Source organism: Pseudomonas sp. NPDC087814 (assembly GCF_044742865.1).
GTDB lineage: Bacteria > Pseudomonadota > Gammaproteobacteria > Pseudomonadales > Pseudomonadaceae > Aquipseudomonas.
Window position 1 is genome coordinate 59,060 of sequence record NZ_JBIUVK010000022.1, and the last position, 15,494, is coordinate 74,553.

The window sequence follows — 15,494 nt, forward strand, 5'->3', positions numbered from 1 at the left end:
TAACGGCATATGTAACGGCCTAAATCCCCGGGCAATTTCCTCGTCTACCTGTCAGCTTCCCGCTCCTGCGGGCCGATCTTTCCTGGCTGGAACTCTGCATGAAACGTCCTCGACCTGCCCGACGCGCCCTGCTTGTGGTCGCGTGCCTCATCCCCATCATCGCTTTAGCAGCCTGGCAGGTCCTGCCGCCGGGCCGGGACAAGCTGGCGACCGTCACTGTGACGCGGGGCGATATCGAAAGCAGCGTCACGGCCCTGGGTACCCTGCAACCCCGGCGCTACGTCGACGTGGGCGCCCAGGCGTCCGGACAGATCCAGAAGATTCACGTCGAGGCCGGTGCCCAGGTCAAGGAAGGCCAATTGCTGGTAGAGATCGACCCCTCCACGCAAAAAGCCAAGCTCGATGCTAGCCGCTACGCTATCGAGAACCTGCAGGCCCAGTTGCAGGAGCAACGGGCCCAGCACGAACTGGCTCGCCAGAAGTACCAGCGCCAGCAACGCCTGGTCGCCGGCAACGCCACCCGCGAGGAAGACGTGCAAACTGCCAGGGCCGAACTGAGCGCCACCCAGGCGCGGGTCGACATGTTCCTGGCGCAGATTCGCCAGGCCAGGGCCAGCCTGCGCAGTGACGAGGCAGAGTTGGGCTACACGCGCATTTATGCGCCAATGAGCGGCACCGTGGTCGCGGTGGACGCCCGGGAAGGCCAGACACTCAACGCCCAGCAGCAAACCCCGCTGATCCTGCGGATCGCCAAGCTTTCGCCGATGACCGTATGGGCCGAAGTCTCGGAAGCCGACATCGGCCATGTCAAACCCGGCATGACGGCCTACTTCACCACCCTGAGCGGCGGCAGCCGACGCTGGACCAGCATCGTACGGCAGATTTTGCCGATCCCGCCCAAGCCGCTCAACGAAACCAGCCAGGGCGGTGGCAGCCCGAGCAGCGCCAGCAAAAGCGGCACCGGGCGAGTGGTGCTTTACACGGTGCTGCTGGACGTCGACAACACCGATAACGCCTTGATGGCGGAAATGACCACCCAGGTATTCTTCGTCGCCGGCCAGGCTAGGGACACCCTGACCGCGCCGGTCGCCGCCCTGCAAGGCAGCCTCGGCGGCGACAAACAGATCGCCCGCGTGGTGGCGAAAAACGGCAGCATCGAGCAACGCGAAATCCGCCTGGGCCTCAGCGACCGCCTGCGAGTCCAGGTGCTGGAAGGCCTGAACGAAGGCGATCACCTGCTGATCGGCCCGGCCGATGGCAGCGGAGGTTGAATGTCGACCCCACTGATCGAACTCAAGGGCATCCGCAAGTCCTACGGCGGCGGCGATACGCCGCAGGTTGATGTGCTGCGCGGCATCGACCTGGCGATCCATGCCGGGGAATTCGTGGCGATTGTCGGCGCCTCCGGCTCCGGCAAATCCACGCTGATGAATATCCTCGGCTGCCTCGACCGCCCCACCGAGGGCGACTACCTGTTCGCCGGGGAAAACGTCGCCCGGCTCGACAGCGACGAACTCGCCTGGCTGCGCCGCGAGGCCTTCGGTTTCGTGTTCCAGGGCTATCACCTGATCCCTTCCGGCTCGGCCCAGGAAAACGTCGAGATGCCGGCGATCTATGCCGGCATCAGCGCCGCCGAACGCCATGCCCGCGCCAAGGCCCTGCTCACGCGCCTGGGCCTGGCCGAGCGCACCGGCAACCGCCCGCACCAGCTTTCCGGCGGCCAGCAACAGCGGGTGTCGATTGCCCGGGCGTTGATGAACGGCGGGCATATCATCCTCGCCGACGAACCCACCGGCGCCCTCGACAGCCACAGCGGCGCCGAGGTCATGACCCTGCTGGACGAACTGGCCAGCCAGGGCCACGTGGTCATCCTGATCACCCACGACCGCGAAGTCGCGGCGCGGGCCAATCGCATCATCGAGATCCGCGACGGGCTGATCATCAGCGACTCTGCCGAGACCAGCGAGACGCCCCCCGTGGCCATCTCCGGCGCGTTGCAAGCCGTGGACCTGCGCCAGCGCCTGGCCGATGGCGCCGAGCACAACGGCGCCTGGAAAGCCGAGCTGCTGGATGCCGTGCAAGCCGCGTGGCGGGTGATGTGGATCAACCGTTTTCGCACGGCGCTGACGCTGCTGGGGATCATCATCGGCGTGGCGTCGGTGGTGGTGATGCTGGCGGTGGGCGAAGGCAGCAAGCGCCAGGTGATGGCGCAGATGGGCGCTTTCGGCTCCAATATCCTCTACGTCAGCGGGTCGGCGCCCAACCCGCGCACACCACCCGGCGTGATCACCCTCAACGACGTGGCCGCCCTGGCGGCCCTGCCTCAGGTCAAGCGCATCATGCCGGTGAACGGCGCAGAGGCCGGCGTTCGCTTTGGCAACGTCGACCATATGGCGTATGTCGGGGGCAATGACACCAATTTCCCGGCCATTTTCAACTGGCCAGTGGTCGAGGGGAGTTACTTCACCGAGGCCGACGAGCGCGCCGGAGCCACAGTGGCAGTGATCGGCAAACGGGTACGCGACAAGCTGTTCAAGGATGTGACCGACCCGATCGGGCAATACATCCTGATCGAAAACGTTCCATTCCAGGTGGTCGGTGTGCTCGCCGAAAAAGGCGCCAGCTCCGGCGACAAAGACAGCGACGACCGTATCGCCATCCCCTACTCTGCCGCCAGCGTGCGCTTGTTCGGCAGCTATAACCCCGAATACGTAGTGATTGCCGCCGCCGACGCGCGCAACGTGCACGACGCCGAACAGGCTATCAATCAGTTGTTGCTGCGCCTGCACAACGGCAAGCACGACTTTGAACTGACCAACAATGCCGCGATGATCCAGGCCGAGGCACGCACCCAGAATACCTTGTCGCTGATGCTCGGCTCGATTGCCGCGATTTCGCTGCTGGTGGGAGGTATCGGGGTGATGAATATCATGCTGATGACCGTACGTGAACGCACCCGGGAAATCGGCATTCGCATGGCCACCGGGGCGCGGCAGCGGGACATCCTGCGCCAGTTCCTCACTGAAGCGGTGATGCTCTCTGTGGTCGGCGGCGTCACCGGCATCGGCCTCGCCCTGCTGGTGGGCGGCGTGCTGATCCTCAGCAACGTGGCCGTCGCGTTCTCGATTCCGGCCGCCGTGGGGGCCTTCTTCTGCGCCCTGGTCACCGGCGTTATCTTCGGTTTCATGCCGGCCCGCAAAGCCGCTCGACTTGACCCGGTCAAGGCCCTTACCAGTGAATGATCGCCCTATGAAAGTGTCCCTGACCCTCCTCGCCGCCAGCCTGCTGCTGGCCGCCTGCAGCAGCCCCGCACCGCGTCCGGGCGCAGGCATGCAACCACCGCCCGCCTGGCACAGCGCAAGCGACGCAACGGCGCTGCGGGCCAACCAGCAATGGTGGACAAGTTTCGACAGCCCCCAGCTCAACCAACTGATCGAACAGGCCCGCAGCGGCAGTTACGACCTGGCCAGCGCCATGGCCCGGGTGCGCCAGGCCCAGGCCAGCGCAGTGATAGCCGGCGCACCGTTGCTGCCTGAACTCACCGGCGCGTTCAATGCAAACCGCCAGAAGCTGCTGCGGGGCAAGGGCTACAGCCAGCTGGATGCCACCAGCAGCAACAAGGCCGTGGATTACTTCGATGCGCGCCTGAGCGCCACTTACGAAATTGATTTCTGGGGTGGCAAGCGCGCCGCCCGGGACAGCGCCGTGGAAGAGGTGCGCGCCAGCGAGTTCGACCAGGCCACCGTGGAACTGACCCTGCTCAGCGGTGTTGCGACCAGCTATACCCAGTGGCTGTCATTGCGTGAGCAACTGCGCATCGCCCAACTCAACCTGGACAACGCCCAAAACGTGTTGAAGCTGGTGCAGACTCGCCACGATGCAGGCTCCGCCACCGCCCTGGAACTGGCCCAGCAAAAAAGCCTCGTGGCCGCACAACAACGCCAACTGCCGCTGGCACAGCAACAGGCCGACGAGGCCTTGATCAGCCTCGCGGCACTGCTGGGCACACCGGTGCAGGACCTGCACCTGGCCCCGCAACCCTTCGCCCAATTGAACTGGCCGGGCATCGCCGCCGGTGTTCCCAGCCAACTGCTCAGCCGCCGTCCCGACATCGCCAGTGCCGAGGCCCGGCTGGCAGCAGCCCAGGCAGACGTCACCGTCGCCCGGGCGGCCATGCTGCCCACCCTCACCCTCAGTGCCGACCTTGGCTCGGGCGCCGACAAGCTCGGCGACGTATTACGCAGCCCGTTCTACAACCTCACTTCCGGCCTGGTCGCACCGATCTTCAACAATGGCCGCCTGAGCGCCGAGCGGGACAAGGCCCGGGCGCGCCAGGATGAGCTGCTGCAGACGTACCGGGGAGCGATCATCAATGGCTTTGCCGATGTGGAAAAAGCCCTGAGCAGCATTCGCGGGCTGGATGCGCAGCGTCAGTGGCAGAGCGAGGAACTGAGGGAGGCGCAGACTGCCTTTGAGATTGCCCAGAGCCGCTATGAAGCCGGGGCGGAGGACTTGCTGACGGTGCTGGAGACGCAGCGCACGTTATATGCGGCGCAGGACATGAATGTGCAATTACGCCGATCGCGGCTGAACGCAAGCATTGCGTTGTATAAGGCACTGGGGGGCGGCTGGCAGGTGCCAGCAAGCACAATCAACTGAATGAAAGCCGGGCTTGCCCGGCCCCAGCCGTTGAGCGGCGCGCTTTAGAGCACCCGCTCCTTGACCTTCAAATGGCGCGCGTACCAGGGACGCTTCGGCACCTTGCGAAACAGCCCGGCCAGCCTGTCCTCATCCGCCCCGAAAGTAATCCGCAGCGCCAGCTTCATGGTCTCCGGGTCCATCTCCATCGACTTGCCCATCTGCAACCCCGGCGTGGTGCTGCAACCATGGGTGTCCGGCCCCAGCCACGGGTCATCCACCTCCACCCAGCGCCCCGGCGCAAACCAGGGCACACCGTTGACTTCCAGCCGGCTCACTTCACCCGGATGAAAACGCTCGTGGGCACGAAACCAATCCTCGATGCGGTCATCGATCCAACCATGAAAACGCCAGAACACCGGATTCACGTGAGAAGAAAACGGATCTCCAAGGAAGTCATTCTCTGCCACGTACCAACGCGCGGCAAAGTCAGCCGGGTCCCGTGCAAAAGGCACCGGCGCGCCGTTGGACGGGTCCCGCGGCACCGAGGCCCAGCGCATATGCAGCCAGTCGTGCAGGCCCAGCTCCACCTCAGAGCCGAACTGCCCCAATGTGAGTTTCGCCAGGTAGCGCGGGTCGCGGTACTGCGACTCCCAGACCTCAAAGTTACTGTGGTAAGTCTCGGCCGCCTTGATATCGCTGACCCACTGGGTATACGCACTGTCATTCGCCGCCATCCAGGTAGGCGGCAACGCGAAACCGTCATGATTGTCGAAATAACGCACAAACCCCTGGCGATCACGCTCCAGCCCCGGCTGTGGCTGAGGGAAGTACGTCCACGATGGCAAGTCCTGCATCGAACGTGCGGCGCCCAGCATGTGCCGATGCATGAAAAAGAAGTCGATGCCCGAACCGTTGCGATCCTTGCGCGGCCCCCGTGCATCGCGCTCCCGGTCACGCGGACCAGGCTGCCAGCCGATCCCCCGCAAGGCATTACGCTTGTCTTCGGAGAGTTTGTGCCACTGGTCACGGGAAGCGTGCCAGAGCTGGTGAAACAGGCGATGTTCGGGAGCAATCAACCAGGCCAATAGAACCGGGTTGAGACCGATGCGCTCACGCGCCTCGGGAAACAGCCGCTTGGTGGCGACAAAATGATTGTCCCGTTCGAGCAGGGCCAATGGGCGGTCCAGGCTGAGGATCTGCCCACTCAGGGTGCCGCTGCCGGCGTTACCGAATTCGGCCCAGACTTCATCAAGGGTCATTGTGAACTCGTAGGCCGGAGCCCCGTCCACGGCATCGCGGTCGATCAGGCGCCAGTACAGATGCGCCCCGTCGCCGGGAGTCAGGTCACCCAACACACGATAGCGCGGCTCGCCGTCGGCACGCAGTTGTTCGCCAGTGTCGAGGTAGCCCCGCAGGCCACGCCCACGCGGGGCAACGTCGAGGAGCAATTCCAGGCCCTCCAGGGGCAGGCCTTTCAGGCCGGCATCGCGGCCTGCCAACTGCACATGCCAAACGCCACGCAGGCTGTCCGCCAAATGCTGGCCGGCGGTGTCTGCCAGATCCACCGTGGCTTCGCCCGGGGTAATCGGAAACTCTTCACGCGTCAGCTCGCGATGGGCATAAAAGGCCGCAGGCACTGCAGCGCCAGTCAGCGCCAGGCCGGCGATGAACCCTCGTCGAGAAATCGTCATTGCTTTACCTGTGTCAGCCATCAAGCAGGCTTTATCCAAGCTAGAACGTTCGCTGACAGGGGAAATTTAGCACCGCGCCTCCCAGGCTTAAATTTTCCCGCCCATCGCTCGTTCATCCCAGATAGCAAAGGCCTCAACTGACTGAGATGGCAATGACAAAACCACGTTCGAAAAAGGCGTTGTACTTCGGCCTGCCGCTGGTCCTGGCCATTGGCGCCGGGGCCGGGTTCCTGGCTTGGGACCATTGGTTCAGGGGCAATGCCGGGTACCCGTTGGCGGTAATCAAGCAGGCCAATGAGATGCAGGACCGCCTGCTGTCGTTCGACAGTCACATCACCGTGCCGCTCAACTTTGGTACCGCCGGCAACGAAGCCGACAAGGATGGCAGCGGCCAGTTCGACCTGGCCAAGGCCAGCCGGGGGCGCCTGTCGGGTGCAGCCCTGACGATTTTCGGCTGGCCGGAAATGTGGAACGGCCCCAATGCGCCCCACAAGCCCACCGCGGGTTTTGTCGAAGAAGCCCGCCACCAGCAGGAGACTCGCTACAAGATCATCTCGGGCATGGTCCGCGACTTCCCCAACCAAGTGGGCATTGCCTACACCCCGGATGATTTCCGGCGTCTGCATGGCGAAGGCAAGTTTGCGATCTTTATCAGCATGCTCAACGCCTACCCGCTGGGTGATGACCTTAATCAGTTGAACCTGTGGACCGCGCGCGGCATGCGCATGTTCGGTTTCAGCTACATCGGCAACAACGCCTGGTCGGACTCGTCACGCCCACTGCCGTTTTTCAATGACTCACCCGATGCCCTCGACGGCCTCTCGGATATCGGCAAGCAAGCCGTGCATCGCCTCAATGACCTGGGGGTAATCATTGATGTCTCGCAGATGTCCACCAAGGCCCTGGAGCAAGTTGCGCAACTGAGCCGCACACCGATGGTGGCCTCCCACTCGGCGCCACGGGCGTCGGTGGACATACCGCGCAACCTCAGCGACAAGGAACTGCAACTGATCAAGAACAGCGGCGGTGTCGTTCAGGTGGTGGGCTTCCCAGCTTACCTGCGCCCCCTCAGCCAGCCCACCCAGGACAAACTCAACGCGTTGCGCGCGCGCTTCGACCTGCCGCCACTGCCCAACCTGGCCGTAGCCCTGATGCCCGGCGACCCGATCATCTCGGCCTGGCCAGAACAAAAGTTTGGCCAATACGCCAGTGCGCTGTACGCCATCCTCGAAGAAGAACCCAAGGCCACCCTCAAGGACTTGGGCGATGCCATCGATTACACCGTGCGCAAGGTTGGCATCGACCACGTCGGCATCGCCTCGGACTTCAACGACGGCGGCGGCCTCAAGGGCTGGGAGAACGTCGGCGAAGTGCGCAACGTGACTGCGGAACTGATCCAGCGCGGCTACTCCGAAGCCGATATCGCCAAGCTCTGGGGAGGCAACTTCCTGCGGGTCTGGGACCAGGTACAAAAAGCTGCCAAGCCATTGGCCAACCGCTGAACCACCCTCAATGAATGAAGTGAATTCATGACCGACCGCCGTACGTTTCTCAAGCAGGCCGGGCTTCTTGCCGCGAGCCTGCCGCTGGGCACTGCCATCATCCCCCAGGCACTGGCAGGCAATGCGGCACCACCTGGCGACCCTTGGGCAGGCTTTCGCCAACTGTTTACCCAGGACCCGGACTACCTGCACTTTTCGAATTTCCTGGTGGCCTCGCACCCCAAGCCAGTGCGTGAGGCCATCGAGCGCTATCGCGCGCAGATCGACCGCAACCCCGGCCTGGCCATGGATTGGGACCTGCAAGAGACATGGAAGCGTGAAGGCCAGGTGCGCGAATGGGCCGGCCGCTACCTGAATGCCAGGCCCGGCCAGATAGCCCTGACCGGCAGCACCTCCGAAGGCCTGGCGATGATTTACGGCGGGATCCAGGTACGCCCCGACCAGGAAATCCTCACCACTGTTCACGAACATTACGCCACCGCCTACAGCCTCGATTTCCGGGTACGCAAGGAAGGCACCCAGGTACGCAAGATCAAATTGTTCGAGAGCGCCCATTCGGTGTCCGTCGATGAAGTGCTCGGTTCTATCGAGCGCAATATCCGCCCCAATACCCGCGTGCTCGGCATGACCTGGGTGCAATCCGGCAGCGGCATCAAGCTGCCGATCGGCGCGATCGGCAAGCTGGTGGATGAACACAACCGCAACCGTGACGACAAGGACCGCATCCTCTACGTGGTCGATGGTGTGCATGGCTTTGGCGTCGAGAACCTCGATTTCCCGGACATGCATTGCGACTTTTTCATTGCCGGCACCCACAAGTGGATGTTCGGCCCGCGGGGCACCGGGATCATTTGCGCCCGCTCGGAACAGAACACCGACGTGACACCGATGGTGCCGACCTTCTCCGAAGACACCAACTTCGCCACCACCATGACACCCGGCGGCTACCACGCCTTTGAACATCGCTGGGCTGCGGATGAAGCCTTCAAACTGCACTTGCAGTTGGGCAAGCCGCAGGTACAGGCACGCATTCATCAGCTCAACGACGAACTGAAGACCCAACTGCTGGCGCACTCGAAGATAGAGCTGGTGACACCCCGCAGCAGCGAGTTGTCGGCAGGCTTCACCTTCTTCCGGGTCAACGGCCAGGACAGCCGCGACGTGGCCGCCCACATGATGAAAAACCGGGTAGTGATCGACTCGGTATATCGGGACGCCGGCCCGGTGATTCGCACTTCCCCGGGCCTGCTCAACACATCGGCCGAGATCCAGCGCTTCATGACGTTGCTGAGCCAACGGTTGTGACGCCTCTTTTTCATTTCAGCGAGATGCTCCCATGAACCATCACCCGCACCTGAAACCGCTGGCCGCAGTGATTCTGACAACACTGTGCAGTGCCCTGCTACCGGGGTTGGCCCAGGCGGCCACGCCGACACCCGGTAAAGTGTTCAAGGACTGCAAGGACTGCCCGGAAATGGTCGTGTTGCCCGCCGGTACGTTCACCATGGGCACCCCGGAAGACGAAGTGGGCCGCGAGCCTGATGAAGGCCCGATGCACCCGGTCACCTTTGCCAAGCCCTTCGCCATGAGCCGCTTCCAGGTCACAGCCGGCGAGTGGGACAGCTATGTACGCCAGTCCGGGGTCAAGATTGCCAATGGCGATGAACGACCCGGCCGCGAGTGCGTCGCCAGCAAGCCACGCTACCCCCAGGGGCCGCGCCAACCTGCCGTGTGCATGGACTTCGAGGATGTGCAGAACTACGTCGCCTGGCTATCGAAGAAAACCGGCCATCACTACCAGATGGTCAGTGAAGCCCAACGTGAATACGCCGCCCGCGCCGGCTCCACCGGCCCGTTCCCCTTCCCGTTCGACGAGGGCAAGGGCTACAGCATTGCCCAGCATGCCAACACCTACGGCCCGGCGGATGGCTACAGCTACTCGTCCCCGGTGGGCAGCTACCCGCCCAACGCGTTCGGCATGTACGACATGCACGGCAACGTCTACGAGTGGACAGCCGATTGCTACAACGATGATTACGTCGGCGCCCCAAGCGACGGCAGCGCCTGGCTGACCGGTAAATGCCAGTTCAGACGCATCCGCGGCAACGACTGGGGTGAAGCCCCCGTGTTCTCCCGCTCCGGCAACCGCAATGCGTTGGTACCGGACAACCGCGGCGACTGGATCGGCTTTCGCGTCGTGCGGGACCTGTAAGGCAGCCAGCCCTCTAAATTAACCCTCCCCCCAGTCGTTTTACAGGTGTGTGTGACCCGTCATGCAACGCATTGCGGCGCACCACCGCCCTCTATGCCACCCAGGCCGAGCCCGCGACCGAAGCCGGGCCCGGCCGATCTTCAAGCAGGGAACCTCCATGAGCAAACCAACACGTGGGGTGATCAATGAATTGTTCACCCTGCTCAAACCCTTTCGGCTGATCGTTGTCGGCTCCATTCTGCTCGGCATGGTCGGCGGCCTCAGCGTCACGGTATTGCTGGCGACCATCAATACCGTGCTGCACGCCGACAACGGCCTGACCAACACCGTGGTCGGCGCCTTTGCCGGCCTCTGCCTGCTGGCACTGGTCAGTTCGATCTTTTCCGATATCGGCACCAATTATGTGGGGCAAAAGATCATCGCCCGGCTGCGCAAGGAGCTTGGGGAAAAAGTCCTGTCGGCGCCCATCGAACAGATTGAGCGCTACCGCAGCCACCGCCTGATCCCGGTGCTCACCCACGACGTCGACACCATCAGCGATTTCGCGTTCGCCTTCGCCCCGCTGGCCATTTCGCTGACCGTCACCCTTGGCTGCATGGGCTACCTGGCGATGCTGTCATGGCCGATGTTCTTGATCATGGTGGTCGCGATCATCATCGGCACGGTCGTCCAGTACATCGCCCGGGGCCGGGGAATCAAAGGCTTCATGGAGGCCCGCGACGCCGAAGACGAACTGCAGAAACACTACAATTCCATCGCCGAGGGCGCCAAGGAGTTGCGCATCCATCGTCCGCGCAGGCACCGCATGTTTGTGTCGGGGATAGAAAGCACCGCCGACAAAATCTGCGACACACAAATTCGTTCGGTGAATATTTTCGTCGTCGCCAAGACCCTCGGCTCCATGCTGTTTTTCGTGGTCATCGGGCTGGCACTCGCCCTGCAATCACTGTGGCCGAGTGCCGACAAATCAGTGATGAGCGGCTTTGTGCTGGTGCTGCTGTACATGAAAGGGCCGCTGGAGCATCTGATCGGCACCCTGCCAATCGTCAGCCGCGCGCAGATCGCATTCCGCCGTATCGCCGCGCTGTCGGAGCAGTTTTCCTCGCCCGAACCCCACCTGCTGCTCAGCGACCAAGGCAACCAGAGTACGCCGGTGCACAGCCTGGAATTGACGGACGTGTCCTACAGTTTCCCCGCCACCGAAGGCAGCGCACCGTTTCGCCTGGGCCCGGTCAACCTGAAGATCGAGCAAGGCGACATCATCTTCATTGTCGGCGAAAACGGTTGCGGCAAGACCACCCTGATCAAGCTGCTGCTAGGCCTGTACGCCCCGCAGCAGGGAGAAATCCGCCTCAACGGGCAGCCCGTGACGGCAGTGACACGTGACGACTATCGCCAGTTGTTCACCACGATCTTCGCTGACTACTACCTGTTCGACGACGTGGTGCAGGGCGATACCCATATTCCCGAAGATGCCAACCAATACCTGCAGCGCCTGGAAATCGGCCACAAGGTCAGCGTGCGTGACGGTTCGTTCACCACCACCGACCTGTCCACCGGCCAGCGCAAGCGCCTGGCGCTGGTCAATGCATGGCTGGAGGAACGCCCGGTGCTGGTGTTTGACGAATGGGCCGCAGACCAGGACCCGACGTTCCGGCGGATTTTCTACACCGAGCTGCTGCCGGATCTCAAGCGCCTGGGCAAAACCATCATCGTGATTTCCCACGACGATCGTTACTTCGACATTGCCGACCAACTGGTCCGCATGGAAGCCGGGAAAGTAGCCACCGAACTGCAACCGGCATGAATAAGTTAGATTCTCATTCTGGTTTTTTCGGCCTCGTGCGTCTAATTAAGAATCGCTAACAACTACGCAACCATTAAAACCAGTAAGAGTGAGCACAATGTCAGCAATTGCGGGGATTCCACGTTTTACCAAAGCCTTGTTCATGCGCCGTATGCTGCAGCCGGGCTTCAGCGCCACCGCGTTCAGCATGGCGCTGGCGTTGCCGTTCAGTGCGCAGGTTCAGGCCCAGGAGATCAACTTCAATATCCCGGCACAATCACTGGCAAGCGCCCTGCAGGCGCTGGGCACCCAGTCGAACATGCAAGTGCTGTACAGCGCCGATGATGTAAAGGGCCAGCACAGCCAGCCGGTGAGCGGCCGGTTGTCGCCTGAACAGGCGTTGTCGCAGATGCTGGTGGGGACCGGCGCTGTGTTCACCGTTCAAGCCAACACCGTCACCGTACGTGCCCGGGCAACGGGTGATTCACTGGAGCTGGGTGCCACCACCATCAGTGGCCAGGCTGTTGAATCGGCCTACGGCCCCGTGGACGGCTACGTTGCCACCCGCAGCGCCACCGGCACCAAGACCGATACGCCCCTCCTGGAAATCCCGCAAACCGTCAACGTGGTCACCGCTAAACAGATCGAAACCCAGGGCGCACTCAACCTGACCCAGGCCTTGCGCTACACGCCAGGCCTGAACACCGGCGGCTTCACCGACCGCAATGCGATCGCCGACGAAATCACCAGCCGTGGCTTCGCCCCTACCCAGCTGTACCTGGACGGCGCTTACTTGCCCTATGCCGGCAGCCTCGGCGGCGCCCCGCAAATCGATCCGTATACCCTGGAGCGCATCGAAGTGCTCAAGGGCCCATCGTCGGTGCTCTTTGGCCAGAACCAGCCGGGCGGCCTGATCAACATGGTCTCCAAGCGACCGACCACCGAACAACGCAGCGAGGTCAAGATCGGTGCCGGCAGCTACAACCGGGTCAACGGCGCATTCGACACCAGCGGCCCGCTCGACGATCAGAAAGAGTTCAGCTATCGCATCGTCGGCGTCGCGAAGAAAGGCAACCAGCAGGTCGATCATACCCACAGCGAACGCATGCTGCTGGCACCCAGCCTGACCTGGGCCCCGAACGACGACACATCCCTGACCGTACTGGCGCAGATCCAGCGGGACCGAGGCCTGGAAGACTATCAGGCGTTGCCAATGATCGGCTCTCTCGAGCGCGGCCCCAACGGCAAACGCATCGACCGCAACTTCTTCTCCGGCGACTCGAAATACAACGACTACAAACGTGACCAGTTCATCCTGGGCTACGACTTGACCCACAGCTTCAGCGAAAACCTGAAAGGTCGCTCCACCGCCCGCTACACCGACGTACGCGACGACTACAAAGGCTTCTACCTGCGCAGCTTCGTCACCGATGCAGTCACCGGTGCGGTCGACCAGACCCGGGCTAACCGTGTCAAACTCGACTGGCGCCAGCACAACACCGCCTACACCATCGATAACAACCTGGAATACAAATTCAACACCGGCGCGCTGGAGCACACCACCCTGGTCGGCCTGGATTATCGCAACTTCAACCGCAAATACACCGGCTACAACGCCTACAACGTACTGCCGATCAACCTCTACGGCGAAAACAACAACTACGACACCAGCAGCCTGACCCCGGAAAAAACCACCAAGTGGGACAACACCGTGCGCCAGACCGGCGTCTACCTGCAGGACCAGATCAAACTGGACAAGTGGATCCTGACCATTGGTGGCCGTCAGGACTGGGCTGAAGTTGAAAACAAGGACCTGATTGCAAACTCCATCACCGAACAGCGTGACAACAAGTTCACCGGCCGTGTCGGCCTGACCTATGTCACCGACTTCGGGCTGGCGCCGTACGTCAGCTACTCCGAATCCTTCCTGCCGACCGTTGGCACTACCGCGCCCGAACGTGGCGGCAAGGCCTTCGCGCCGACCGAAGGCGAACAGTACGAAGTGGGTGTGAAGTACCAGCCGTTCGAGAAGACGCTGATCACGGCTTCCGTGTACCAGATCAAGCAGAAAAACGTGCTGAGCCAGGATAACGAGTACACCCAGTACTCGGTCCAGCAAGGCCAGGTTCGCTCCCGCGGTGTTGAACTGGAAGTCAAATCGACGATTGCCAACGTCGACGTACTGGCTGCTGCGTCCTACCTCGACGCGTTCTACATCAAGAACAACTACGGCAACACCGGTAACCGCACCGAGCAACAGGCACCGGTTTCGGCATCGCTGTGGGTTGACTACCACTTCACCCAGGCGGTGCTCAATGGCCTGACCTTCGGTGCCGGCGCCCGCTACACCGGCCCCAAACCCGGTGATGCTGCCAACTCGTTCGAGGTCCCGGGCTTTGTGGTCTATGACACCACCGTCAGCTACGACCTGAGCAAGGTATCGCCAAGCCTGCGTGGCGTGGAAACCAGCCTGAACGTGCAGAACGTGTTCAACCGCGAGTACGTGTCCCACTGCAACTACTCGTTCGGCTGCTACTACGGCCAGGAACGCGTCGCCTCGGTTGACGTGACGTACAACTTCTAGGCAACACCCACAAAAAAACCGGGCCTGGCCCGGTTTTTTTGTGCCTGTTCTCAAGCTGCCAGCGCGGCTCGCAATGCCTGGGTCAATTGAGCGTACACCTCGTCGATATCCGGCACCACGCTCTGCAGGCGCAGGAAATCGTGAATCAACCCGGCGTACTCGATCACTTCCACCGCCACCCCCTGTTCCTGCAACCGTCGGGCATAGGCACGCCCTTCATCCAGCAGCGGGTCATGACCGGCCAACGCAATCAGCGCCGGTGGCATGCCCGGGTACCCCGGCGCCAGCAATGGCGAGAAGCGCCAGTCAAGACGATCCGCCGCCTCCCGGGCGTAATGCCGGTAGAACCATTCCAGTGTCTCGGTCTCCAGCAGATAGCCCTCGCCGAACAGCTCGGTCGACGGGCTATTGGTAGAAGCGTCCGTCACCGGATAGCACAGCAGTTGCCAGCAGGGTTTAATTGCCAGCGTCGCGGGCTCGAGCACCGACTGCAACGCCAGCACCGTCGCCAGCGTGGCCCCCACACTGTCGCCACCGAAAGCCACGCGGGTGAGGTCCAGGCCTTCGGCTGCAGCGTTATCGGCCAGCCAGGCCAGGGCATCGGCGCCATCGTTCAGCGGCGTCGGGAACCTGTGCTCCGGCGCCAGTCGATAACCCACTGAAACCACCGCACACGGAGTTCTGGCGCAGAACTCGCGGCACACCCCGTCATGGGATTCCAGGCTGCCGACCACGTAGCCACCGCCATGGAAGTACACCAGCACCGGCAGGCTCTGCGCCGAAACGTCAGCGGGACGGTACACACGCAACGCCAGCGTCGCGCCATCGCGTGCCGTGAATTCGATGTGGCTGCAGCGCACCTGCGCAGGCGCCTGCCAGCGCAGTTGCGCGGTGGTGCGCTCGAACGCTTCACGAGCCTGGGCGGGCGTTGACAGGTGAAACGGCCCAGGACCGTCCGCCTGGCTTTCTTGCGCCAGGTCGAGGAAGGCATTGAGTTCCGGATGCAAGGACATCGCAGGTTTCCTTATGAAAAAGCCACAGACGAAAGAGGAGCCACAAGGGCCCCTCTTTGTATAAC

At 62.5% G+C, this 15,494-nt stretch carries 10 protein-coding genes; 8 read left to right on the top strand and 2 right to left on the bottom strand.

What is annotated here, in order from left to right; all coding sequences use genetic code 11:
- The first annotated feature begins 98 nt into the window (after positions 1-98).
- From ACIOMR_RS17735 to ACIOMR_RS17745, 3 genes are read left to right on the top strand one after another with little or no spacing between them, the layout of a single operon-like run.
- Positions 99-1,271: an efflux RND transporter periplasmic adaptor subunit gene (locus ACIOMR_RS17735; protein WP_401195510.1), complete on the top strand. Its 1,173-nt coding sequence runs from the start codon at positions 99-101 to the stop codon at positions 1,269-1,271.
- Positions 1,272-3,242: a MacB family efflux pump subunit gene (locus ACIOMR_RS17740; protein WP_177041538.1), complete on the top strand. Its 1,971-nt coding sequence runs from the start codon at positions 1,272-1,274 to the stop codon at positions 3,240-3,242. It begins immediately after the preceding gene.
- Between the two features lie 7 nt (positions 3,243-3,249).
- Entirely contained in the window at positions 3,250-4,659 is a 1,410-nt protein-coding gene (locus ACIOMR_RS17745) for an efflux transporter outer membrane subunit (protein WP_401195513.1), read from the top strand.
- 44 nt (positions 4,660-4,703) lie between these two features.
- Here ACIOMR_RS17745 and ACIOMR_RS17750 read toward each other — a convergent pair whose 3' ends face one another.
- The gene (locus ACIOMR_RS17750; RefSeq protein WP_102369565.1) at positions 4,704-6,332 is read right to left on the bottom strand and encodes a PvdJ/PvdD/PvdP-like protein; all 1,629 of its coding nucleotides are present in this window, start codon (positions 6,330-6,332) and stop codon (positions 4,704-4,706) included.
- A 152-nt stretch (positions 6,333-6,484) separates the two neighbouring features.
- Between ACIOMR_RS17750 and pvdM the strand changes: the two genes are divergently transcribed.
- From pvdM to ACIOMR_RS17775, 5 genes are all read left to right on the top strand, one after another.
- Positions 6,485-7,834, top strand: a complete 1,350-nt coding sequence (gene pvdM / locus ACIOMR_RS17755) for a pyoverdine-tailoring dipeptidase-like protein PvdM (protein WP_008434503.1) — start codon at positions 6,485-6,487, stop codon at positions 7,832-7,834.
- Positions 7,835-7,861: 27 nt separating this feature from the next.
- Positions 7,862-9,139: an aminotransferase class V-fold PLP-dependent enzyme gene (locus tag ACIOMR_RS17760; RefSeq protein ID WP_177041533.1), complete on the top strand. Its 1,278-nt coding sequence runs from the start codon at positions 7,862-7,864 to the stop codon at positions 9,137-9,139.
- A 31-nt stretch (positions 9,140-9,170) separates the two neighbouring features.
- Positions 9,171-10,046: a formylglycine-generating enzyme family protein gene (locus tag ACIOMR_RS17765; protein ID WP_008434504.1), complete on the top strand. Its 876-nt coding sequence runs from the start codon at positions 9,171-9,173 to the stop codon at positions 10,044-10,046.
- A gap of 157 nt (positions 10,047-10,203) precedes the next feature.
- Complete coding sequence (locus ACIOMR_RS17770) at positions 10,204-11,853, top strand: cyclic peptide export ABC transporter (RefSeq protein WP_003208548.1); 1,650 nt, start codon at positions 10,204-10,206, stop codon at positions 11,851-11,853.
- 97 nt (positions 11,854-11,950) lie between these two features.
- A complete protein-coding gene (locus ACIOMR_RS17775; RefSeq protein WP_003208546.1) occupies positions 11,951-14,416 on the top strand; it encodes a TonB-dependent siderophore receptor in 2,466 nt (821 codons plus the stop codon).
- A gap of 50 nt (positions 14,417-14,466) precedes the next feature.
- On the opposite strand, the gene ACIOMR_RS17780 is transcribed toward ACIOMR_RS17775, so the two are convergent.
- On the bottom strand, positions 14,467-15,429 hold the full coding sequence (locus tag ACIOMR_RS17780; RefSeq protein ID WP_134327024.1) for an alpha/beta hydrolase: 963 nt from the start codon (positions 15,427-15,429) through the stop codon (positions 14,467-14,469).
- Positions 15,430-15,494: the final 65 nt, after the last annotated feature.